Source organism: Mycetohabitans rhizoxinica HKI 454, assembly GCF_000198775.1.
GTDB classification, from domain to species: domain Bacteria; phylum Pseudomonadota; class Gammaproteobacteria; order Burkholderiales; family Burkholderiaceae; genus Mycetohabitans; species Mycetohabitans rhizoxinica.
Map to the genome: position 1 here is coordinate 531,694 of NC_014718.1, position 21,890 is coordinate 553,583.

21 protein-coding genes and 3 pseudogenes are annotated in these 21,890 nt (G+C 60.7%); 14 read left to right on the top strand and 10 right to left on the bottom strand.

What is annotated here, in order from left to right; genetic code table 11:
- Positions 1–1,110 precede the first annotated feature (1,110 nt).
- Entirely contained in the window at positions 1,111–1,401 is a 291-nt protein-coding gene (locus RBRH_RS14110; RefSeq protein WP_157864555.1) for a hypothetical protein, read from the top strand.
- A gap of 245 nt (positions 1,402–1,646) precedes the next feature.
- Entirely contained in the window at positions 1,647–1,778 is a 132-nt protein-coding gene (locus RBRH_RS21010; RefSeq protein WP_255743527.1) for a hypothetical protein, read from the top strand.
- A 378-nt stretch (positions 1,779–2,156) separates the two neighbouring features.
- On the opposite strand, the gene RBRH_RS14120 is transcribed toward RBRH_RS21010, so the two are convergent.
- The gene (locus RBRH_RS14120; protein ID WP_041754833.1) at positions 2,157–2,360 is read right to left on the bottom strand and encodes a hypothetical protein; all 204 of its coding nucleotides are present in this window, start codon (positions 2,358–2,360) and stop codon (positions 2,157–2,159) included.
- Between the two features lie 8 nt (positions 2,361–2,368).
- Here RBRH_RS14120 and RBRH_RS14125 point away from each other — a divergent pair, with 8 nt between their 5' ends.
- Positions 2,369–3,469 (top strand): DNA topoisomerase IB, encoded by a 1,101-nt coding sequence (locus RBRH_RS14125; protein WP_013428777.1) that lies wholly within the window; start codon positions 2,369–2,371, stop codon positions 3,467–3,469.
- 36 nt (positions 3,470–3,505) lie between these two features.
- Here the strand turns inward: RBRH_RS14125 and RBRH_RS19380 are convergent.
- A pseudogene (locus tag RBRH_RS19380) lies at positions 3,506–3,625 on the bottom strand (LysR family transcriptional regulator); the annotation flags it as partial.
- Positions 3,626–3,796: 171 nt separating this feature from the next.
- Here RBRH_RS19380 and RBRH_RS14130 point away from each other — a divergent pair.
- The 4 genes from RBRH_RS14130 (at position 3,797) to RBRH_RS14145 (ending at position 10,154) form a co-directional block, all read left to right on the top strand.
- Positions 3,797–5,926: a 3-hydroxyacyl-CoA dehydrogenase NAD-binding domain-containing protein gene (locus RBRH_RS14130; RefSeq protein ID WP_041754836.1), complete on the top strand. Its 2,130-nt coding sequence runs from the start codon at positions 3,797–3,799 to the stop codon at positions 5,924–5,926.
- Between the two features lie 364 nt (positions 5,927–6,290).
- Positions 6,291–7,094, top strand: a complete 804-nt coding sequence (locus tag RBRH_RS14135; RefSeq protein ID WP_013428780.1) for an EAL domain-containing protein — start codon at positions 6,291–6,293, stop codon at positions 7,092–7,094.
- A 75-nt stretch (positions 7,095–7,169) separates the two neighbouring features.
- Positions 7,170–8,579, top strand: coding sequence for an NADP-dependent phosphogluconate dehydrogenase (gene gndA / locus RBRH_RS14140; protein WP_041754840.1), 1,410 nt, complete (start codon positions 7,170–7,172; stop codon positions 8,577–8,579).
- Between the two features lie 162 nt (positions 8,580–8,741).
- Positions 8,742–10,154: an MFS transporter gene (locus tag RBRH_RS14145; protein ID WP_157864556.1), complete on the top strand. Its 1,413-nt coding sequence runs from the start codon at positions 8,742–8,744 to the stop codon at positions 10,152–10,154.
- A gap of 427 nt (positions 10,155–10,581) precedes the next feature.
- Here the strand turns inward: RBRH_RS14145 and RBRH_RS14150 are convergent, their stop codons facing one another.
- On the bottom strand, positions 10,582–10,920 hold the full coding sequence (locus RBRH_RS14150; protein WP_013428784.1) for a hypothetical protein: 339 nt from the start codon (positions 10,918–10,920) through the stop codon (positions 10,582–10,584).
- Between the two features lie 517 nt (positions 10,921–11,437).
- Here RBRH_RS14150 and RBRH_RS21480 point away from each other — a divergent pair.
- Positions 11,438–11,581: pseudogene (locus tag RBRH_RS21480) on the top strand (double zinc ribbon domain-containing protein); the annotation flags it as partial.
- Positions 11,582–12,108: 527 nt separating this feature from the next.
- On the opposite strand, the gene RBRH_RS20630 reads toward RBRH_RS21480, so the two are convergent.
- Positions 12,109–12,351 (bottom strand): hypothetical protein, encoded by a 243-nt coding sequence (locus RBRH_RS20630; protein ID WP_232509384.1) that lies wholly within the window; start codon positions 12,349–12,351, stop codon positions 12,109–12,111.
- An 85-nt stretch (positions 12,352–12,436) separates the two neighbouring features.
- Between RBRH_RS20630 and RBRH_RS20635 the strand changes: the two genes are divergently transcribed.
- From RBRH_RS20635 to RBRH_RS14175, 3 genes are read left to right on the top strand one after another with little or no spacing between them, the layout of a single operon-like run.
- The gene (locus RBRH_RS20635; RefSeq protein WP_049786546.1) at positions 12,437–12,688 is read left to right on the top strand and encodes a hypothetical protein; all 252 of its coding nucleotides are present in this window, start codon (positions 12,437–12,439) and stop codon (positions 12,686–12,688) included.
- A gap of 19 nt (positions 12,689–12,707) precedes the next feature.
- On the top strand, positions 12,708–13,391 hold the full coding sequence (locus RBRH_RS14170) for a hypothetical protein (protein ID WP_049786547.1): 684 nt from the start codon (positions 12,708–12,710) through the stop codon (positions 13,389–13,391).
- Positions 13,392–13,420: 29 nt separating this feature from the next.
- Positions 13,421–14,665 (top strand): zinc ribbon domain-containing protein, encoded by a 1,245-nt coding sequence (locus RBRH_RS14175; protein ID WP_041754846.1) that lies wholly within the window; start codon positions 13,421–13,423, stop codon positions 14,663–14,665.
- A gap of 434 nt (positions 14,666–15,099) precedes the next feature.
- Here RBRH_RS14175 and RBRH_RS14180 read toward each other — a convergent pair whose 3' ends face one another.
- Genes RBRH_RS14180 through RBRH_RS14190 form a run of 3 tightly spaced genes read right to left on the bottom strand, consistent with a single transcriptional unit; the run spans position 15,100 to position 18,100 of the window.
- Complete coding sequence (locus RBRH_RS14180; RefSeq protein ID WP_013428790.1) at positions 15,100–15,417, bottom strand: AtuA-related protein; 318 nt, start codon at positions 15,415–15,417, stop codon at positions 15,100–15,102.
- Position 15,418: 1 nt separating this feature from the next.
- Positions 15,419–16,774 (bottom strand): acyclic terpene utilization AtuA family protein, encoded by a 1,356-nt coding sequence (locus tag RBRH_RS14185; protein WP_041755037.1) that lies wholly within the window; start codon positions 16,772–16,774, stop codon positions 15,419–15,421.
- Positions 16,775–16,795: 21 nt separating this feature from the next.
- Entirely contained in the window at positions 16,796–18,100 is a 1,305-nt protein-coding gene (locus RBRH_RS14190; RefSeq protein WP_013428792.1) for a CitMHS family transporter, read from the bottom strand.
- 71 nt (positions 18,101–18,171) lie between these two features.
- Here RBRH_RS14190 and RBRH_RS14195 point away from each other — a divergent pair.
- The 3 genes and pseudogenes from RBRH_RS14195 to RBRH_RS21485 form a co-directional block, all read left to right on the top strand.
- A pseudogene (locus RBRH_RS14195) lies at positions 18,172–19,016 on the top strand (LysR substrate-binding domain-containing protein); the annotation flags it as partial.
- A gap of 155 nt (positions 19,017–19,171) precedes the next feature.
- Positions 19,172–19,979, top strand: a protein-coding gene (locus RBRH_RS18010; protein ID WP_157864558.1) for an IS5 family transposase whose coding sequence is annotated in 2 segments (ribosomal slippage) — positions 19,172–19,450 and positions 19,452–19,979 — 807 coding nt in all. Because the reading frame shifts where the segments join, the coding sequence is not laid out codon by codon here.
- A gap of 318 nt (positions 19,980–20,297) precedes the next feature.
- Positions 20,298–20,432, top strand: a complete 135-nt coding sequence (locus tag RBRH_RS21485) for a hypothetical protein (protein ID WP_415878043.1) — start codon at positions 20,298–20,300, stop codon at positions 20,430–20,432.
- 130 nt (positions 20,433–20,562) lie between these two features.
- On the opposite strand, the gene RBRH_RS18015 is transcribed toward RBRH_RS21485, so the two are convergent.
- From RBRH_RS18015 to RBRH_RS14220, 3 genes are all read right to left on the bottom strand, one after another.
- Positions 20,563–20,733 (bottom strand): zinc ribbon-containing protein, encoded by a 171-nt coding sequence (locus tag RBRH_RS18015; RefSeq protein WP_083813545.1) that lies wholly within the window; start codon positions 20,731–20,733, stop codon positions 20,563–20,565.
- Positions 20,734–20,767: 34 nt separating this feature from the next.
- Positions 20,768–21,556, bottom strand: coding sequence for an OBAP family protein (locus tag RBRH_RS14215; RefSeq protein WP_013428800.1), 789 nt, complete (start codon positions 21,554–21,556; stop codon positions 20,768–20,770).
- Between the two features lie 70 nt (positions 21,557–21,626).
- A complete protein-coding gene (locus RBRH_RS14220) occupies positions 21,627–21,866 on the bottom strand; it encodes a hypothetical protein (RefSeq protein ID WP_157864560.1) in 240 nt (79 codons plus the stop codon).
- Between the last annotated feature and the right edge of the window lie 24 nt (positions 21,867–21,890).

Sequence of the window (21,890 nt, forward strand, 5' to 3'; positions counted from 1 at the left end):
AATCGGACATTATTTGAGTAACCAGTTCTTGTCAACAAATTGAAAGCCATTTGGTAATTTCGCGCTTATCATTAAGATACTTAACTAACATCGGAAAATTTTACAAAACATGGATGACGGATTCTTGTCTCTGATTGCCGCAGGAGGAGGAGTAAGGTGGATCTCACGGGCCTGCGGCATTGAATTGCCAAAGTGGAAAATGCACGCATTTCTCAGCAGCCGGGAAAACCCACAAATGAATTGCACGTCAGCAGTTGGTGTGGATATCGCAAAGGCCGTGTTTGTGCGGCCTGCAAGTCGCCTACATTTCAGTTTCACAGGAGAAGGTATGACCTGACGAAACCGGTTGTTTATCAACCGTCCTCTACCGGGACATGCGGAGCGGGTAACGGCTCAGTGCGAAGCGCTGGGGATAACGTAGCCACCGGATAACCGGCACGCCAAGCTGTGAGGCAAGACGGAATCTGCCAGTACGAAGGCGCTGAGGAGCAAAAGATGAGCAGGTACGACCAACATAGGCGAACTTCCGTTTAAACGTCGTGACCTTTGGAACTTGCTGAGAAAAGAGTCCCTCCGCCCAAAGATTTATGCAAAACAGGGTAAGCTCATCGTGCTGCCGACAACGGCAAGCGAACCGCAAAGAACGCTGTTGGCGCGGTAAGGATAAAGAAAAGCGGAAAAACGAATGCCCATCTGTAATGGACAGAATACGGGGTAAGACATTGCTCGGCACCAGAGAGGGCAGACTATCAACAGCAACTTAGAAATGGCTCCTCTCCACTTTGTGGAAACTTGAGAGAAACGACGACGTTCAAGCCGATATTGCATTGCGTGGACTACTGGCATAAATTTTTCCCTCCTTCAACGCTTCTTGCTCGCTCCCAATATACGTATTGTCGAATGGGAAATGATTGGCAAATCGGCTCATTGTTGCGCTGAAACATAAAGGCCTCGTTGTGCAATGCACGACATGTGGAGCAACAAGCTCCCGAGTACACGCAAAGTACTGACGACGCGTTGAGGACCTGCCGTGTAGTGGCCATCGCGCCACGCAGCAAATGCAGATTCGGCGCTTTCACTGCGAGAACAGAACGTATCGTTGACAAAGATTTGCCGAAAGCCTTCCGTTTTTGTCGCACGCCATCAACACCGCACGGCCAGAAGCAAACCATCCCGACATCGCCGCTGACCATGGTTGGCGGCGATGCCGAGGCATTAAGACACGCTTATCACTATGGCACCCTACTGGTCGATCTGGAGAAATGCCGACCACTGGACCTGCTGCCAGAGCGCAATGCAACGACAGGGACGAGTCGGCTAAGCGGCCATCACGCAGTGCAGTGGGTGTCACGCGATCGCGCTGGCGTCTACGCCAAAGGCGTTACGCGTGGCGCACCGTGAGCAATACAAGTGGCCAGCAAGTGGCATCTGTTGAAGGATCTTGAAGACCCCATTGCACGCGCGCTGGGCCGCTTCCACAGCATATAATTGACGCTGATCCACAGTACAGGCTTCACACAAAGTGGGGAAGAGCCATTTTCAACGTGCTGCTGGCGCTGCGACGCCGCAGCTGGCTACGGCGTGGTTGAGCAATTGAACCGTTAAGCAACGCCCCTATAACAAGCCCACCGAGAGTCACCAGTACCATGGTCGGCGCAGTCTTCGGCGAACTGCTCGGCAATCAAAACCGCCGCGGCCCTGAGCGCGATACCACCACCGTGATCAGCGCCCTTAGCCGCACCATCGCCAACAATAGAATCGGCCAGCAATACGCATAGCCTATCTTTACCGACTATCAGATCGTCGCGTCGTTCAGTAGCGACACATCTTCTACATTCGACGTGCTACCGCCCGGCAGCTTGCGTCCCAGCGATCTTGTCAAAATCGACGGCAATCGGTTGACGCATTACTGACCACGCTCGCTCACGCGTCTTCCCCTACGTCGTTCGGGGCAGGCAGTGGTTCCTGCCCTGCGTTGGTGGGTGGGGGCGGATGCCCTGTCATCGTCGCCTTCTGCGCTCCGGTGAGTCGGCGATCCGCCGCGGTCGGCACGTCAAGGCGTTGCCGTGGCGCGCCTGCCGGTTGCGGAGATCGCGCCTCACCCGGCTTCGCCGGTGCATCATTTGGCTTTCGTTCCATCAGTCGTGCTCCTCAATCTAAAAACCCGTGTCGGTCGAGCCCAGTGCGAGCCAGCTTCCCTCCCACACCCACGGCCAGGCCGCCGCCGCGCCGCGTACCGCCCCACCAGCGCCGCCACCGATGCCCGGCGCGCCCTGCCAATGTTCCAGCAGACCGCATTCCCGGCCCAGGGTGTGACGGGCATGCAGATTGCGCCGCGTGCCTTCTCTCGCAGCTGCCATGAAACACCATGCCTGGCACACCGGCCCCCACTGCAACACAAGCCACCCCGCGTCGCCGGCAACGCCCCGCGCCCGATGCCGATGCGTGCGAGCAGTTGCGCTACGTGAGCGACACGCAGCCCGGCTATACGCGCCGTGCGGTTAACGGCCGGTTCGCGTACTTTGACACACGGGGCACGCGCATTCGCGATCGCGCGCGCATCGAGCGCATTAATGCGTTGGCGATACCGCCCGCGTATACCGACGTGTGGATCTGCCCGGACCCATACGGTCACTTGCAAGCCACTGGCCGTGACGCGCGCGGGCGTAAGCAATACCGCTATCACGCCGCGTGGCGCATGATGCGTGACACACACAAATACGCACGGATGGCCGACTTTGCGCGGGCGTTGCCGAAGATCCGCACGCGCGTGACGCGGGACCTGCAGCGCCCGGGGATGCCACGCGAAAAAGTGGCCGCGGCGTTGGTACGGCTGCTCGACCGTACACTGGTGCGGATCGGCAGCCCCGAGTACGCACGTGAAAACCGGTCCTACGGCTTGACGACCCTGCGCAAGCAACACCTAGCGCTCGACGCCGACCGCATGCGGCTGCGGTTTCGTGGCAAGAGCGGCGTCGAGCACGACGTCGACATCGACGACCCACGTATCGTGCGCGTCGTGCGACGCTGCATGGACCTGCCTGGCCATGAACTATTCCAGTATGTCGACGAGTGCGGCGAGCGGCACGCTATCGGCTCGACCGACATTAATGCGTACCTGCGCGAGATAAGCGGAACAGGGTTCACTGCCAAGGACTACAGAACGTGGGCGGGTAGCGTCCTTGCACTTGGCGTGTTGCGCCAAATTCCGCCATGCAATCTCACGAGCGCGCGCCGGCATGTGGTTGACACGGTCCGTCAGGTCGCCGATCTACTGCGCAACACGCCTGCCGTATGCCGTAAATGCTATATCCATCCCGTAGTGCTCGAGGCTTTCGAAACAGGTACGCTTGCCACACTTGAGCCGCTGCGCCAGCACCGGCGCCTGAAGGCCGACGAAGCGCTGTTCGCCTCCCTGCTTCACCATCACGCGCGTACAGCCCGCGCAGGGTCGCGCCGTACCCGATGACCCCTGCGCCACGGCGGGACATGTGCGCGCGTTAGCATCCAGCTGATTCAAATGGTAGCTTACGTTCGCACGCGACATCTTCAGCCGACGCGCGGCCTCGCCGAGATTGCCGGCTTCGAGGATTTCGACCAGCAACGTAAGGGCGTTCAGGTCCATGGTTGCACGCGCTTCGCAGCGCATAAGGCATGACGCACGGCGCCATCACGCAGCAGTTCAAAATTTTTTGACAGTCTGTCAACCATCGTTGTAATTGTTAATACAGGTTATCGATTGGACAATTGGCCGGCGAAGTGCGCCGCGCGCCCCCCTATTCCGGAGACACGCCCAATGACCCTCGCTCCCTCCCCGACCCAACCCGTGAGCCATGAACGACACGGTAAGGTTCTAGTTGTCACGATCGACTATCCGCCAGTGAATGCACTTGGGGTCGCGGTACGTCGAGGCCTGATCGACGCGATCGACGCCGCTGAGGGCTGCGACGAAGTCGCAGCGGTGTTGCTGCTCGGCGCGGGCCGTAACTTCATCGCCGGCGCCGACATCCGTGAGTTCGGCAAGCCACCATTGCCGCCGTCGCTGCCGCAGGTATGCCAGCGCATTGAATCGTGCCGCAAGCCCGTGGTCGCCGCGATTCACGGCGCGGCGCTGGGGGGCGGCTTAGAAATCGCGCTGTCCGCGCACTACCGGATCGCCACCCCCGGCGCGAAACTCGGCTTGCCGGAAGTGCAGCTCGGCCTCATGCCGGGGGCCGGTGGCACGCAACGCACACCGCGACTGATCGGCGCGCGTGCCGCGCTCGATCTGGCGTTGAGCGCACGCCATGTCAACATCGACGAAGCACTCCAGCTCGGACTACTGGACCGCATCAGCCAAAGCGACGACACGCGAGCGGAAGGCCTGGCCTATGTGCAGGCGTTGTTAGCCTCGCACGCCGGAGCACGTCCGACCCGCTGCGCCAAGGCACTCGCGGATCGCGACGCGAGCCATGCGGCCGTGCAGGCCGCCCGCGCCGACGTCGTGCGCCGCTCGCGTGGGCTATTCTCGCCGCTGAAAATCGTCGAGGCGATCGAAGCAGCGATCGATTTGCCGTTCGACGAAGGAATGAAGCTTGAACGCCAGGCATTCCTGCAATGCCTTGACAGCCCGCAGCGCGCGGGGCTCGTGCACGCGTTCTTTGCCGAGCGCGAAGCCGCCAAGACACCAGAAAGCCAGCATGCATCACCACGCACGATCGACACGGTTGGCGTGGTCGGCGGCGGCACGATGGGCGCCGGCATCGCGCTAGCCGCGCTCGACGCGGGCTTTCCGGTCACCCTGATCGAACGCGACGATGCGTCACTGGCACGCGCTCGGGCCCATGTGCAACGGGTCTACGACGGGCTGATTGTCAAGGGTAAGCTGAGCGCGTCGGCCAGTGCCGCCACGCTGTCCCGGCTCTGCGGCAGCACATCGTATGACGCGTTGGCCAACGTGGATTTGGTCATCGAAGCGGTATTCGAAGATCTCGTGGTGAAGAAAGCCATTTTTGCGGAGCTGGACCGTGTCTGCCAGCGCGGCGCCGTGCTGGCGACCAACACGTCATATTTGGACATCGACGAGATCGCCGCCAGCACCGGGCGCGCGAGTGACGTGATTGGACTGCACTTCTTTTCGCCGGCCAACGTGATGAAGCTGCTCGAGATTGTCGTGCCGGCCAAGGTGGATGCCGACGTCGTGGCCACGGCGTTCGAGTTCGCCAAGCGCCTGCGCAAGACGCCCGTGCGAGCCGGAGTGTGCGACGGTTTCATTGGCAACCGGCTGTTGGCCGTGTATCGTGCTGCCGCCGATGCGATGATGGAGGACGGCGCCTCGCCCTACCAGATCGATCGCGCGATCCGCGATTTCGGCTTTCCGATGGGACCATACCAGGTCATCGACCTGGCTGGCGGCGATATCGGCTGGGCCGCCCGCAAGCGCCGTGCGGCTACGCGCGATCCGCGCGCCCGCTACGTGCAGATCCCGGACCGCCTGTGCGAACGTGGCTGGTTCGGCCAGAAAACCGGTCGTGGTTATTACGTGTATGAGTCGGGCCAACGCACCGGCACGCCCGATCCCGAGGTCGAGGCAATCATCGCATCCGAGCGACAGCGGGCCGGGATAACACCACGCGAATTCACCGACGAGGAAATCGTGCGCCGCTATTTGGCCGCCATGATCAACGAGGGCGCCAACGTCGTGCATGAGCGCATTGCATTGCGGCCGCTCGATGTGGATGTCGTGCTCGTGCACGGCTACGGATTTCCGCGCTATCACGGCGGCCCGATGCACTACGCCGACACGCGGGGCCTGGCGAACGTGCTCGCCGAGATCCGGCAATTCGCGCGTCAAGATCCGTTATTTTGGCAACCATCGCCATTGCTCGTCGAACTCGCGGACAAAAGCGCCACCTTTGCAAGCCTGAACCGCCTCGCCGACGCGTAGGCGCAGCGGCCCGTCGCCCTGGCGGGCCCTGGGCATATAACTTGCGAAAGCGACGTCCGGTCGGTTACTCGGACGTTGCGCAACGCTTATGCTCGGACAATCCTGATATTCGCCCGCCCGGAAAGTCACTATATTGAAGGCTGTCTAGTCGACGTGAACCATAACGCTGCACGCAAACCACCAATACGAGTCAAGTTCAGACCGTATTGACTGGGTACTTTTTACACGACGACAAAAATCCGACAAGGATGTTGTCAGCGCGGGGAAAGCACGACCGACAGGGCCATACTTAAAGTCACCGCCCAGGCAGGCTATTGTCTTCATCCAGCCTGGAACGGCGTCCTCTTTCTATGCCACGTACGGTATGAACGCCAGTCTCAATGCACCAATGACACTCAAGGAGAGTGTGGAACAGGCGATACGCGACAACACGTTCCGCCTGCGCTATCAGCCCCAGGTCAACCTGACCAGCGGCTGGATAGAAGGGGCCGTCGTATCGCTGTATTGGCCGGACCCGGACGGCAAACCGGTCGCCCAATCGGCCTTGCTGAGCGCCGCGCACGACAGCGAGATCGTGGTCGAGGTCGGCGAGTGGATGCTGCGCCAGGCCTGCCAGCAAAATTACAAGTGGCAGCAGGCCGGACTGCCACCGATCCATGTCGCAGTGCCGATGCCCGCCGCGCTATTTCGCATGCAGAACGTGGCGCAGCGCGTGGAAGCGATTTTGCAGCAGGCGCAGTTGCATGGATGCTACCTAGCGTTAGACATCGCGGAAACGGCATTGCTCGAGAACCTGGCCCATGCCGATGCGGCGCTGTCCGCGCTGCATGCGTTGCAGGTCCAGAGCACGGTTACGGACGTGCGTTTTCGCGCGCAGGGCGACGAGCACCTGGCCACGCTGCAACTGGACCGGATCAAGCTCGATGGCGCGTTGGTATCGCCATCGGCCAAAGCACGCACCGGCGAGACACTCGCCAGGCTGCTGGTGGCGCATGCACACTCCACCGGCCTAAAGATCACCGTCCATGACGTTAACAGCTTCGAGCAATTCGAGTTTTTCAGGCGTCACGAATGCTTCGAGATGATCGGCAATTTTTACTATCGCCCGGTCGACAGCGCCGTCATGTCGCAATTGCTTAACCGCGAATCGAAATCGTCACTGCTTTGAGGTATCCAACCGGTCCGCGCAAGTTGTGCGAAGATGCGACAATCAAAGACTTGCAACGCGTTTCGGAGCTGCAACATGGGCAAGCAGGCCATTGGCGTGATCGGACTCGCGGTCATGGGTCGCAATCTGGCATTGAACATCGAAAGCCGCGGCTATGCGGTATCGGTCTACAACCGCACGCGTGAGCGCACTGACGCGTTGATCAGGGCATTGCCGGATCGCAAATTGGTCCCGACTAATACGTTGCAAGCGTTCGTCGAATCGCTCGAAACGCCGCGACGTATCCTGCTAATGGTCAAGGCCGGCACACCGACCGACGACACCATTGCTGCGCTCAAGCCGCTGCTGGAACGGGGGGACGTGCTGATTGACGGCGGCAATACCCATTTCACCGACACGATGCGCCGCCACCGCGAACTGGCCGACGCCGGCCTGCATTTCATCGGCACCGGCGTGTCGGGTGGCGAAGAAGGCGCGCTGCACGGCCCGTCGATCATGCCGGGCGGGCCACGTGACGCATACGAGCGCGTCGAACCGATTCTCACGCGCATTGCCGCGCGTGCCGACGACGGCGAGCCATGTGTCGCGTACATGGGACCGGACGGCGCCGGCCACTATGTGAAGATGGTCCATAACGGCATCGAGTACGGCGACATGCAGTTGATCGCCGAAAGCTATGCCTTGCTCAAGCATGTCGCGGGCTTGTCCAACGCGCAATTGCGCGACGTGTACGCGCAGTGGAACGAAGGTGAGCTTGACAGCTACCTGATCGACATCACGTCCAAGATCTTCGCGCGCAAGGATGACGAGACCGGCCAGGATCTGGTCGATGTCGTGCTCGACCGCGCCGCGCAGAAAGGCACCGGCAAATGGACCAGCCAGAACGCATTGGACCTGGGCGTGCCATTGCAGTTGATCACTGAGTCAGTGTTCGCCCGCGTGCTGTCCTCGCTTAAATCCGAGCGGGTGATGGCCAGCCGCCAACTGAGTGGCCCGTCGCCGCGCGCGCTGACGGGTGCACGCGAGCCATTCATCGAGGCGATCCGGCGCGCGCTGTATCTAAGCAAGGTGATTTCATACGCGCAAGGGTTCGCGCAATTGCGTGCCGCGTCCGATGAGTATGGATGGGATTTGCAATATGGCACGATCGCGCGTATTTTCCGCGCCGGCTGCATCATCCGCGCGCGCTTCCTGCAAAAGATCACCGACGCGTATGCGCAGAATCCGGCGCTGGTCAACCTGTTACTCGCGCCCTATTTCCGCGATGTCGCCGCACAATACCAGGCGGCGCTGCGCGAGGTCGTGGTTGCGGCTGTGCAAGCCGGCGTGCCGGTGCCGGCGTTCGCGTCCGCGATCGCGTATTTCGACGCGTACCGCGCCGAAACATTGCCAGCCAACCTGATCCAAGCGCAGCGCGACTTTTTCGGCGCCCATACGTTTGAACGCATCGACAAACCCGGTAGTTTCCATGCCCGTTGGGTGTAGCGACACCCGCTTCGCCATGACACCGCGTGTGCCGTGCCGCCCTGCCGTGACGGACACGCAGCCGTTCCTGTTGATTGATTGTCCTGTATTCATGCTGCGCAACGCTGTTCCGCCCCAGCCGTTATTTTGCTTACCCCGTTTGTGCCCCAACGGAGGCCGGGAATGAACGATCCACGATTCGATCCCAACATGGCGACAGCAATGCCTGGGGCAGCAGCCGCAGACGCGGCGCTGGCCGAACCACCGGCAAAGCAAGCGTCAAACGCACCACCGAATCCGTCAAACGATCCGGCGCAGGATGTTCCGCTGGAACCCCCGCCCGCGCCGCCGCCCTCCGAGGCAGCCGCGCGTCAATGGCACGACCTGCCGCGCCCCACCGTCCAACCGGATCCAACCGGTGCGTTGTTCCGTTCGCTCTCCGGCCTGCTCGCCGCGTATGCGGTGCTGATGGTCGGCAACGGGCTGTTCACAACGCTGATCCCGATCCGGATGCTGCATGCGGGACTGTCGACCGTCGCAGTCGGGCTCGTGCAGTCATGCTACTACGTGGGATTTGTCGCAGGGGCCGTGACCAACAGCCGGCTGATCGAGCGCATCGGCCAGCATCGCGCATTCGTCGCGTTTTCGGCTGGCGCTGCGCTGACCGCGCTCGCATTCGGCACGTTCGACTCGCCATGGATCGGCGGCGCGCTGCGCTTTTGCAGCGGTGTTGCATTCATGGGTGTCTACGCGTGCGTCGAGAGCTGGCTCAACGGCGCGGTCCCGAACGCGATGCGCGGCCGGGTATTCTCGACGTACCTGGCGATCACGTACCTGGGCGTCGGCGCGGGGCAGTTCCTGCTGGACATAGCCGGCGCATCCGGCGGGCGCAACCTGCTGATCGTCGGTGCGCTGTTTGTTGGCGCCATCCTGCCCGTCACGCTGCTGGAGGGTTGGCCAGTACACGTGTTCGAGGACCGAGCCGGCGTGCGCCGCCCTCGGTCATGGATTGGCAATGCCACCGATCTGTGGCGCGATACGCCCTTGGCGATTCCCGGTTGCATCTGCGCTGGGTTGCTGTCCAGTGCGTTTTATTCGATGACCCCAGTGTTCCTGACCGGCATCGGCTTTTCGGTTAGTGAACTGTCGCACTTCATGGGCCTCGTGTTGATCGGCGCATTGCTGTCGCAATGGCCAATCGGCAAGTTGTCAGACCGCATCGAGCGCCGCGTGCTGGTGTTCCACCTCGCGGTGCTGGCCGCCATCCTGAGTGCCTCGTTGATCGTCGTACGCGTGCATTGGTTTGTCGGCATCGCAACGCTCGTGTACGTCGCCGCGGCGTTCACGCTTTACGGGGTCATCGTCTCCTATGTGAACGATCATATCGACGCAAACCGGCGCATTGCGATCAGTGCGACGCTGTTGATCTTGTTTTCGATCGGCGGACTATCGGGGCCGACGATTGCATCCATGGCGATGACCGTGCTTGGACCGGGGGGCCTGTTCGTGTTCAATACCGCGACGGCTGCACTGCTTGCCTATGCAGCGCGCCGGTCGATCACCGGCGGGCGGGCAACGCGGCCCGAGATGCCGTGATGACATGACGGCGCGCAGCGGGCTGCCACGCGCTTGTACAACCTTGTGCGCCATCATTGCGCTTGCACAACCCTGTAGCACCATCATTTCGCGATCGGGATCGCCGCCTTCGCGGCCGGCTACGGCGCATTGAGGCCGCCGGCTGCCCCAGGCGTGCGTTGTCCGTCACCATGACGATTGTCGTGCCCGCCGGCTAGCCTTGTAGATTCTTCTCGACGCTGAAGGTACCTACGACCCGCTTTGCGAGCGGCGCAGCAAAGCTACCGATAAAGTGATGTTGTTGTGCACGAACACCTTTCGACGTGCTGGGCATCGGCCATCAAAACAGGGCCGGCGCAAATGCAATACAGCACAAAGTGCTCGACGATAGCGTCGGGCAACGCCATGCTGGCCGATGTATCGGCCCTGTTGCTCGTGGCTCGGACCGTCAACCATTCCAGTACGCCGCGCTCGTCGCCGCATCAATGCAGCGGCCCATTCGCGATCGTCCTACTCCAGCGCCGCGATGATCTGCCATGCTCGGTACACAACGGCACATGTAGCGGTTATTCGCAACACTCGCGATGGTCTCGTGAAAATCAGTGCCTACCGCAAAAATCTCCCGCCATTGGATTGCTCGCGTGAATTTATCCAGCCTGTACTCGACCGGCAGTTGCAACGCGATGCACACCGGATTGCCGTGTCTTATTTTCGCCCAACCGATATACGTCGATGGCGCGCGCCTATCGAAACCATTTCGTCCGAAAATAATATGCACATTGTGCATTCTTGTGGCCGTCGTATAAACGCGGTGATAATCCGCTCGCCTATTGCCGCGGCCAGCACGGTTTCAACTAACGTGCGAGCGCCTAACGCGTCGCTAGTGACTCACGCCGTGCATGCCGACCGTACCGCGATATTGGGTTTGGTGCAGCAATTTACTTCTCAAGTTCATTAATTGCTAACGCCAAAATACTGGAATGGAAAGGAATAAATTTATCAGTTTAAATTTGACCGCCGCATCACGGAACACATGAATACATTATTAAAATTCGAAGCGCGTGGCACCATTGTGCAAGCACGTTCCTCAACGAGGAAGCGTGCACGTGCCCATGTCGCGGCATTTCGCATGACACGCCGATCGCACGCGAGGTGACATTCTGCGCCGCTAATCTACTGTCACTGGTCTTCGCCGATCCGCTCAGCCGAATCCGCACCACGAACCCAATGCTGACAGACCGTTACACATCTCGATCGACGCGCGCGCATGCGCTGCGTCAATCGAAAAAACAACAGGAATACGCATGATTTCATGCGCCCACTGCAAGGCCAAACTAACCAATAGCCAGAAGTTCTGCAACACATGTGGCACGCCGGCCATGGCCGCCCCGAGCAAAGAAGCCAGGACAGCTTGCCGACATTGCGGGCATACGCTGCCCGCGCGTCAGCACTTCTGCAACAAGTGTGGTACGCCCGTCGCAGCTTCAACGAATATCGATAAGGTCGACGTCGAATCAAGCCTGCCGAGGGCCAGAACGCCCGTGGCTTCCCCGGCCGCCCACCATGGACCCGAGTCGCCCCCGGTCAAAACTCACCCGACAGACTTGCCTGACGTTCAGGCCGTATCGGCGAATGCAATAGCAAATACGCAGCATGACGGCAACGGCAACGTCACTGGAGCGTCTGCCGCGCCGGATGATGTCGATGGCAAGCATTCGGCCCCGGCCCAGCTGAACGCCTCACGCCCAGCGGCCGCAGTCAACCAGCACGGTGACGCGGCTTCCGACACGGACGGCCGAATCACGCTTAAAGCACTGACCCAGCCCGCACCGACTGAGTCGGGTCCGTCGTCACAACCGAGTTCATGCACCGGTACTGCGTTGGCCCCGAACACGCCGTGGCGGCGGACAGTGGCCATCGCGAGCGTCACGATCGTCGCGGCATGCGTTTGCGGCGCACTCTGGTGGCATAAGTATCACGCTGCTTCCACACAGGCCCCGGTCGCGGCATCGACCATTTCCAATTCGAGCATGAACGCTTCCGGTGCGGTAGCTTCCGAATTGGCGGCTGCCAACACGCCCACGTCGAACGCGGCTTCCTTAGGCACAGCAGCTTCGGACACGGCCGTCGCCACCACCGCCGCCCCGGCCACGATGCTTTCAAACACACTGGCGAATGCGCCGGCGTCGGCGTTGGCTGAAACCGCCGCGGCGTCCACGCCAACCACAGCGGACCCCGCACCCGCAGCACGGGTTGCGCAGTCTCAATCAGCGGCAACGGCACCGGCCGAGCCCCCTGTCGTTGTGGCAGTGCCCCCCAAGCCGCGCCGTGCGCCCGAGCGCAAGTCGAACGCAACGGCGCCCCCCGCATCCGCAATCAGCGGGCTACTCAGGCGCGCCAACGGCGATCTGTCGCGCGGCCAGTACGACAAAGCCATCGCGACAGCAGAGAGCGTGCTGATGCTTGACCCCGGTAACGGACAGGCGAAGGCGCTCGTTGCCCGAGCCAAGGCGCGGCAAATGGAAGCACTGCGAAATAGCAGCTCACTTGAGTGACATATTGGAGAAGACTGAGATGAAATTCCAGAAAACCCTGGCGGTGACCTGCGCGGTCACGTTGCTGGCAAGCGCCTGCGCCACTCAGAACGGTATGAACACGGGCTCGACAGAAACCGTGTTGCGTTGCGCGGCACTGGGCGCCGGCGGCGCAATCGTTGGTGCACTGCTCGGCGGCACGAAAGGCGCGCTCAGCGGCGCGACGGCCGGGCTCGCCGCGTGCGCCGTAATCGAAGTGGAGACGCGGCAGACTAAGACGTCCGCCGAAGTCGATCGCGAATATCGTGCAAGCAATCGCAATAGCCTGCCGACGTACGCGAAGATCGATGCCTACACTACCACGGTAACGCCGCGCACGGCCATCAAGACCGGTGAGCCGATTAAGCTGCAATCGCAGATCCGCGCGGTATCGGGCACGAACGAGGCTGTGCAGGAAGTGAAGGAAGTGGTGACCGTCTACGCCCCTTCTGGCCAAGCATTCAAGCGCGGCGAAAAGATTGTCAACGCAGCACCCGGCAGCGGCGAATTCGACAACAGTTTCACGTTGAAGCTACCGGCCGGTGCGCCGCAAGGCACGTACACACTCAAGAGCCAGGTCGTGCTGAACGGCAAGCCAGGCTCGACCCGTCAATCGAGCGTCCAGCTTGCCCAGGTCGAGGGTGTCACCGTCGTTGCGCTGCTCGACGCACCCGCCGAACGCTAAGCCGGCTCAAAATCGAAAGGAGATTGACGATGTCCATGACCGACCACACGCTAGCAACAGGCCAGTTCGGACTGCTGCGTGCAGCCGAAGCGGTGACGAACTGGCGCGCGCTAGCCATGTGCGCGCTCTCCGTCGTCGCGACGATGCTCATTGGCATGCTTACGATGCAGATGCTGCGCCACAGTATCATGCTTGGCTTGCCGTTCATCCTTGCAACGATCGCCGCGATGATCGTTGGCTATTCGGCAGTCGGCATCATCCTGATGCGTGGTGCACAGGGCGAACGCGTTGGCTTTATCGATGCGCTGCGTCAGGCTGCGCTCACCGCGCACCGGTTCGTCGGTGTCGGCGCCCTGCTCGGCACCGGCTGGCTGGCGCTACTGCTGGCGCTGCTGTTCGTATTCTTCGTCTGCAAGATCCCTGGTGTCGGCCCACTACTGTACGCGATCGCCTATCCGATTGCAGCAATCGTGGCGGGTGCCGCCTTTGCCGGTATGTGGTACGTCGGCTACCCGCTCGCGGCCCCTGCGATTTGGCAGGGCAACTCGACACTGCAGACTACCGCGCGCCTGCTGCACATAGGCCGTCATCAACTGCTTGGCATGATCATTCAAATGTTCATGCTGCTGTTGCTCGTCGGCGTTCTATCCATTATCGTGTTCGGCATTCTTGGCACCGGCATGGTGATCGCGTCGTCGGCATCGATGGGGGTGGGCATCAGGCCGTTAAGTGGTCTGTTCGACCTGCTCAGTGGCCTCGGCAGGGTTGACGGATTTGGCGGGCTCAGCACTTTCGACGGCCAATACGGCGGCTATGGCATGAACGGCAATGCGATGGGCAGCGCGTCCGGCAACGGCTTAGACCGCCATAGCATAGCGTACCTTGGGTCGTTCGGCTTCGGCAACGGCCTGTTGATCGCGATCGGCCTGGTCATTCCCTTTTTGACGTTCGTGAACGGGACGTGCCTTATCTATCTGCAAACCGCCAGTGGCATCGACGTTTCGGTTACCGAAAGGAAGCTAAGGCAGCGCGTCGCCGACGCAAGGAGACGGGCTAGGCAGGCGCGCGCGGCTTATGCGAGCGGCGCGATGACGAACCCGCCCGCTGCGCCGCACGGTGCGTCGCCGCACGCCCCGACGCCCACGTCGCGTGACACGGCGACGCACCCTACGCCAAGCGACAACAACGGCGCCACGACGTGCACGCAATGCCACAAGCCGATGGGCGAGGAAGACCTGTTCTGCGGCGAGTGCGGCACGCGGCGCCAGGCCTAACGGTTACATGCTAACGGTTATGGGAATCGGCGGCCTGCCTGTTGGCCACGGCCCTCGCGTTCGCCGTACAGGCCGCGATTAACGTGCGGTCGCCTGCCGGGGCGCGGCAGCAAACCGCAACGACGACGGCGGGCGGATACTGCATGGCATCGGGCGGCAGACCGTCGCAGCCGGCATCGGGCTGGCCGACTGACCGAGGCAATTCATGGCAGACACCGACGCGACACCGAACGGGGATCCGGCCTATATCGTCAGTTTGGCAGAACGACCGGTTGCAGACGTCTATTCCGGCCGGCAATCGATCGTGGACCGTTGCGGCGCGTTGGTGGGCTACAAACTGCTATTCCGACATGAGCAGGACGACATAACGAGGCGATATGCACTACCGCCGTGCCCGGCCTGGACTGCCAGCAGGCCGGTGGTCCGCGAAAGCGTTAGACATCCTCGGCGTCTTCGAGATCCAGGTCAAGCAGCACACTGCTCAGCGACTTGCCATGCGCGTCCAACGCAAGCGATCGAGTCACGCCGCCACCGAGCGCATGTTGGGCAACGAAGTTGAACGCCGCGAGCCTCGGCAATTCGTAGCGGATGACGTCGCCCCGTACCACGTCCCGAAGGTGAGCTTTCACCCGCTCGGCCGACAGCGTGCGACGCAGATACTCATAGTGGCGACTGTCGTAACATATGACCGATATGTTCAACGTATCCCCCTTGTCACCGGTACGCGAGTGAGCTAGATCCCGCAACTTCATCTTATGCCTCCACGAATTCGAATGTCGGGTGCACATGTGCCCTTGGCAACAAGATCGATTGCACGGCGAGTACCTCGCGTGTTGTCTTGCTGACGCCACCGCCGCCCGCAGGACCATTGGTATAGAGCGTCTCCACCTCATTGCCGATGCGCATCGCATCCCCAATCGACGCAGTCCGTCCCGCGACGCGCGCCCGAACTTCGTATGGCTCACCGTCGCGCGTTCCCGCGCGTCCAGACAGGGCGTTCACGCCAATCAGGTCAAGCCGCAGCTCCCGGGTTTCAACGCCGGTCAGTTGCAGCCGTTCACGCACGATATCGAGTGCGGCGCGCGCCCGCGCCAACGCGCCCGGGCCACAGTACGAGATCTGTCCTTCGCCGATGAAGCCATCCAGATAACCGACCGAGACCTTCAGCGTATCGGTGTGCGCCGTACCACGGCCGCCGGTCAGACGGACACGATCGGGCGCTTCTTCCAATACCCGGACCTCGGTGAAATCCGCCACGACGTCAGGTTGCACGTAGCGACTCGGGTCATGGATCTCATAGAGCAATTGCTCCTTGCACGTTGCCTCGGTCACTCGACCGCCGGCGGCGGGCAATTTTGTTATGACGGCGGCTCCATCCGCGCAAACCTCGGCGATCGGAAACCCCAGGCGGGCAAGATGGGGTACGTCTTTGAAACCCGGATCGGCAAAATAACCGCCTGTGACCTGGCCCGCACACTCCAGCAAGTGCCCGATGACAGTGGCTTGCCCGAGCCTATCCCAGTCATCCCTGTTCCAGCCGAACTCATGAATCAGCGGTGCGATGAAAAGCGCCGGATCGGCGACGCGTCCCGTCAGCACAACATCCGCACCGGCCGCCAGCGCGGCGATGATCGGCGCCGCGCCCAGATAAGCGTTCGCCGACACAAGCCGCTCAGCGTACGACGCTACGCTGTCACCCGACTCCTCAAAATAGAAGTTGCCCTGTCGTACGACGTCTAGCACGTCATCTCCTGTCACCGCGGCAATCTTCAAGCCGTCCAGGTCTAATGATCGAGCGATCTGGGCTGTCTTGCGCGCAGCCGCAAGCGGATTGGCCGCGCCCATGTTGGAGATGATTTGCACGCCGTTACGCGCTGCGACAGGCAGAACGGCCATCATGCGTGCCTCAAGCAGCGGGTCATAGCCCAGTTCTGGGTTACTGCGCCGCATTTGCTGGGCGATGGCGATCGTTCTCTCCGCGAGACATTCGAATACGAGATAGTCTAGTTCGCCGTATTCGGCCAGTTCGACAGCGGGCTCTATCCGGTCGCCCGAATATCCGGCGCCCGCACCGACGCGCACTCGGCGCGGATCGTGAGTTACAGCCATGGCCTCATTCTCCATCAACACTCACAAGGGGAAAACGCCCAGTACGACTGCTGCGACAGTCATGACAATCGAAGCACCAAACAACAGAGGGAAGCTAAATTTCTGGTGATCGGCGAGATCGATACCACACAATCCGACCACGAGGAATGTGGCAGGCGTGAGTGGACTAACGGGAAATCCCGTGGTCATTTGTCCGAGCAACGCTGCTTGCGCGACCTGCAACGCAGGCACACCAAGGTGCCCCGCCACTTCGGCAACAACCGGTAATACACCAAAATAGAACGAGTCAGGATCAAACAGCATGCTGAGCGGCATCGCTATGAGCCCGAGCGTAAAAGGGATATGGCTAGCCATCTCTTGGGGCACCAGGCCCACTGCAGAGTGAGCCATCGCTTTGAGCATGCCACTACCTTGCAGCACTCCGGTAAAAACGCCCGCCGCCAGTAGAATGCCGGCCATCATCAATGCGGCTCGCGCATGCGCATCGATACGATTACGCTGCATCTCGACATTCGGATAGTTGACCACTAAGGCAATGCATAGCCCGACCATAAACACTATTGCAGGCGGCACTTTGTCTCCCATCGCCACCAACGTGCCAAGCACGCTTATTGTAAGGCCGACGTTAAACCAAAAATACTGAGGACGACGTACCTTCATTTCTTCGGGTGTGAGCTTGCGCTCGGGTATCGGTATTGGCTTGGTGAGGCGCGTGAATCCAAGTCGCTTTTCCTCGCGACGACCAAGCAGATATGCGGTACCAAATACGAACACCAACCCAATCGCCTGGACTGGTATGAGCGGGTTGAAGATCGACGAAACGGGCAAATTCAACGATGCGGATGCCCGGATCGTGGGCCCTGTCCACGGTAAAAAGTTAATCCCCGCCGCCATTGATACAGCTGCCGCCAACACACGACGATCCATCTTCAAGCGATCGTAAAGTGGCAGCATCGCTGGAATGGTTACGAGGAAACACACTGCACCTGAACCGTCGAGATGGATCAGTAACGCCAGCAGTGTCGTTCCTATGACGATGCGTGTCGGCCTCGTACCAACCGCTCTTAGGATGCGATCGATAATCGGATCAAGCATACCGGCGTCCGTGACCGTTCCGAAATAAAGAATCGCAAATATGAACATGCCAACGACCGGCGCCATGTTTCTTAAGCCGTCGATCACGAACTTGCAAGTCTGCCACCCAAAGCCTCCGATCAACGACGCAGCAATGGGCACCACAATCAGCGCTACCAGCGGCGACATTCGCTTCGAAAGGATAACTGCGAGCAAGACCACGATAGTAGCGAATCCTAGCAACGGCAACATGATCGGTCCATGGTTTGTCGTTCAACTCGACCAAGAATATTTTCATCCATCGGATAAATCAATTGAAATAATTTAATCGCAGCATTCGAAAACACAACGGATATAAGACTGCGCTAACCTTCCAGGTTCGCAGGTTGGAAGAGGCGGTGGGCACGCGCCTACTTGACGCAACAGTCGTAAAGTGGCGATGCACCCGTGGGACGTGCATTGCTTCCTGCGCTGAAGCAATCGCTGCATGATATGGAAAAGTGCTGGTTGACGCACGCACGTTGGGCGGCGGTTTGAGCGGTGTTGTGCGGATCGCTTGCCTGCCGACGTTTGCCGCCAGCCTTCTGCCTGGGTTAATTCAGGAGCTAAGGGCGGATATGCCACGCATCAGTTTCTATCTCCGCGACGTGGTGGCTAGCACCGTCAACACATTGGTGCGCAGCGAGGAGGCCGACATTGGCTGACCGGCGCAGACTCGCTCGACACCGCTTTCGAGGTCTTGTATTCTGGTGTCGATCGCCTTGTCGCGGTGTTTCCGATGGACCATCCGCATGCCCGGCGACAGCACATCGGATTGGACCATCTGTTAAGCGAACCACTGGTGCTCATGGTGCAGGGCACGAGCGTGCGAGCGATCGTAGATGCCGCCCTGGCCAACGCCAGTTCAACGCCGGATATTTCGTGCGAGCCGACGTACATGATGACGGCCGTCGCCATGGTGCGCAGCGGGCTCGGAATTACGATCTTGCCCAGCAATGCACGCGAGGTCCGGGCCGAGCCGGGACTCGTGGTGCGGCCCATCGCAGACGAGGCGTTTGTCTGTCCGATTGCGCTGGTTAAAATGCGAAGCCGTACTCTGCCACCCGTAACGGAGCGATTTGTATCGGCGTTGCGGCGCAAGCTCAATGACGGCACAACATTGGCGTAGGCTGGGTCGGCAGTCGGCCTAGCTCAGCAAGCACAGATCGATAAAAATTCTCAAGGCATGCTGATCGTTCCGGGCCCGTAAGGCAGGCACGATGGTCCACTAAGAGTCGCTAACGCAACCTGGACGTCAGGCTGTAAAGCCCGTATCCTGGGGTTATGGCAAGACGCAAAATCAGCAATGAATTGTGGGCGGTGCTGGAGCCGTTGATTCCAGCGTTCACGCCCTCACCCAAAGGCGGGCGTCGGCGCACTGTTGACGACCGGGCGGCATTGAACGGCATCGTGTATGTCCTGCATACAGGCATTGCATGGGAAGACTTGCCGCAGGAGCTCGGCTTCGGCAGCGGCATGACATGCTGGCGACGATTGCGCCACTGGCAGGCCGCAGGCGTGTGGAGCAAGCTGCACCTGGCGATGCTTTGCCGGTTGCGTGAAACATGACCAGATTGATTGGCAGCGAGCGAGCTTGGATGCGGCCAGCGTTGCCAGCCCCCGGGGGGGCCAGGAAACCGGCCCCAACCCGACAGACCGGGGCAAACTGGGGAGCAAACGGCATCTGGTCGTAGACGCCCGAGGCGTTCCTTTGGCTATCACAGTCACGGGTGCCAATCGGCATGATTCGATGGCGTTTGAGCGCACCCTCGATACCCTCCCAGCCGTGCCGGGCTTGAACGGTTCGCCGCGCAAACGCCCGGGCAAACTGCATGCGGACAAGGGCTACGACTTTGCCCGCTGCCGACGCTATCTGAAGCAACGCGTAATCACTGCACGCATCGCCCGTCGCGGCGTAGAAAAGCGCGAGCGGCTCGGACGGCATCGCTGGGTAGTCGAGCGCACGCACGCCTGGTTTGCCGGTTTTGGTAAGCTGCGCATTCGCTTCGAGCGGCGTCTGGACATTCATATCGCCTTGCTCCGCTTGGCCGCTGCTGTTATCTGTTCGCGCTTTGTGGACGACTTGTGTTAGCGACTCTAAATTCTGTGTTTTCGCTGGCCGCAATTTAACCAATACGCCGATGGCGCGATGCCCGATACTCGCGCGATCTCGAACGAATATGGCAGGCAAGCACGACAGCACGTGCGATGCGCGAACCTCACACGGGCACGCACGTGCTCAATGCCCTTGTCTTTCAGGCATTCAATGGTGCGCTCGTAATCGACGTGCCTGCCTATTTGGGACATTTATTTACCGCTGGCGGTCGCACGCGAGCAACACGGACGGATCCGTTTGAGGTCGGTGACACTTCCCGCAACCGAAGACGGCCAGATTCGCATCGCGGAGATCGTGGGTCTGGGTCGTCAAGCATGCGGCAACATCCACCTGTCCGAAACCGGAGCCTTGCGCCCAATCCGCATTCTGAAAATCGACAACAAGGGCCGGCACAACCGTCGCGTATGCATTGGCTTATTGAATCGATGAGCGCGGAGATCAGGTCTTGAACCAATGACACACACTGTCCCGCTCTTATCTCGCTACCAGCAGCATGGGCGCAAAGAGCGTACGGCATGCACATCGCAGGCAGCGTCACCCGGTCCGTCGGTCACAGCTGTCAACTTGATCGCTTGTTGCCGGGCTCGTGCGTGCGCTCGCTATACGTTTCATTGCCGCAATGCGAGCATTTCGGAATCGGCGTGCCGGCCGGCACGTGCGTCGAGCGATGGCACTTTGCGCAACGAAAGTCCCCCGTCTTCTGCGCCCTTTCTCCAGCACGCGCTGTTATCTTCGTCCTCTGGCCAGCCCGATATACGCGCCACTCAACGCGGCACTTTTACCTTGACTTCAGCCGCCGCAAGCTGCAGCGTGCTGCCGTCCTGCCACGCGTCCGCACCGGCAATCGGCTGCGGCTGCGCCAGATCAGCACGACGCCGACGCAGCGCGTCGGTAGACACGCCGAACCGCGCGTCACGCGCCCGCACGCGCGCACGGTCAAGTTGCCCGTCATCTGTGAAACTCATCATCAGTTGCGGAATGCCAAACGGCAACGCGTGATCGCGATCGATCTGCCACGTATGCCACGTCTTGCCATACGTGTTGACGAGTTGCCCCATCAGCGCGTGCTCGGCCTGCTCCGGGATGCCCGGCGCCAGAAGTTCTCCGGAGCGCACTTCGTAGCGGTGACTATGCCATAGCCGTCGCTCCTCGTCGGGCAGCGTGCGGAATACACGCTCGCTGACGATGTATTCGATGCCAATCAGCTTGGCATCCGGCGCATCTGAATCGTAGATCACGCATTGATGGAAGTCTTCTGTCAGGTGCGTGCAGTAATGAAAGGCCTCGACCTGCCGGCCCATGTCGTCCGCATAGAAATGGAAACCGTTCAGGAACGCGCTCATCGCGTCAACAGGCCGCTTTTTCTGCAACAGTCGTGCGCCCGTATCGAGCACGCGGCTTCGCGGCGACAGCTTTGCTCCGGGCACGGGTGTGCCGTGATCTTCGTCGGCGCGGGCCAACGACGCCGACACGCCAGCCGCGGAGGCCAGCGCGATCTTGAGCGCTGACGACGTGAACGCTCGGCGGCACGCGCAGATTGCAGGTTGTTTCATTGATCACCCCGTTATTCGTGAATAGGGCCGCGGTGGCCCTCAAGATACAGACCGATGTGCCGCACAGGCATCATGCCGATAAATCGCCACCACTGCGCGGCTCAACGTCCTTTGGATTATCAAGATGTCCCGGCGGCGGCTGGTATGGGCCCCGGTCCGGTTCCGGTTTCTGCGGAATCATCGTTTCATCCATGCTGCCATGGCCTTTTTGGTGCACCTTGCCGTCCTTGTCGATGGTTACTTCGCTTTCACCCTCCGCGTGTTTACGCATAGCGGGGTCGGCGCAATCAGCGGCATCGCGATGTTTCATCATGGGTCTCCTTCAACAGGCGCG

Excerpts from the sequence above, each read along its gene's own strand:
- RBRH_RS21010 (WP_255743527.1), top strand. The coding sequence starts at position 1,647 with ATGGTCGGCGCAGTCTTCGGCGAACTGCTCGGCAATCAAAACCGCCGC.
- RBRH_RS14220 (WP_157864560.1), bottom strand. The coding sequence starts at position 21,866 with ATGAAACATCGCGATGCCGCTGATTGCGCCGACCCCGCTATGCGTAAA.
- gndA (WP_041754840.1), top strand. The coding sequence starts at position 7,170 with ATGGGCAAGCAGGCCATTGGCGTGATCGGACTCGCGGTCATGGGTCGC.
- RBRH_RS14180 (WP_013428790.1), bottom strand. The coding sequence starts at position 15,417 with ATGAAGTTGCGGGATCTAGCTCACTCGCGTACCGGTGACAAGGGGGAT.
- RBRH_RS14135 (WP_013428780.1), top strand. The coding sequence starts at position 6,291 with ATGAACGCCAGTCTCAATGCACCAATGACACTCAAGGAGAGTGTGGAA.
- RBRH_RS14150 (WP_013428784.1), bottom strand. The coding sequence starts at position 10,920 with ATGCACAATGTGCATATTATTTTCGGACGAAATGGTTTCGATAGGCGC.
- RBRH_RS14185 (WP_041755037.1), bottom strand. The coding sequence starts at position 16,774 with ATGGCTGTAACTCACGATCCGCGCCGAGTGCGCGTCGGTGCGGGCGCC.
- RBRH_RS14130 (WP_041754836.1), top strand. The coding sequence starts at position 3,797 with ATGACCCTCGCTCCCTCCCCGACCCAACCCGTGAGCCATGAACGACAC.
- RBRH_RS14120 (WP_041754833.1), bottom strand. The coding sequence starts at position 2,360 with ATGGCAGCTGCGAGAGAAGGCACGCGGCGCAATCTGCATGCCCGTCAC.
- RBRH_RS14170 (WP_049786547.1), top strand. The coding sequence starts at position 12,708 with ATGAAATTCCAGAAAACCCTGGCGGTGACCTGCGCGGTCACGTTGCTG.
- RBRH_RS14145 (WP_157864556.1), top strand. The coding sequence starts at position 8,742 with ATGAACGATCCACGATTCGATCCCAACATGGCGACAGCAATGCCTGGG.
- RBRH_RS14125 (WP_013428777.1), top strand. The coding sequence starts at position 2,369 with ATGCCTGGCACACCGGCCCCCACTGCAACACAAGCCACCCCGCGTCGC.
- RBRH_RS14215 (WP_013428800.1), bottom strand. The coding sequence starts at position 21,556 with ATGAAACAACCTGCAATCTGCGCGTGCCGCCGAGCGTTCACGTCGTCA.
- RBRH_RS14190 (WP_013428792.1), bottom strand. The coding sequence starts at position 18,100 with ATGTTGCCGTTGCTAGGATTCGCTACTATCGTGGTCTTGCTCGCAGTT.
- RBRH_RS14175 (WP_041754846.1), top strand. The coding sequence starts at position 13,421 with ATGTCCATGACCGACCACACGCTAGCAACAGGCCAGTTCGGACTGCTG.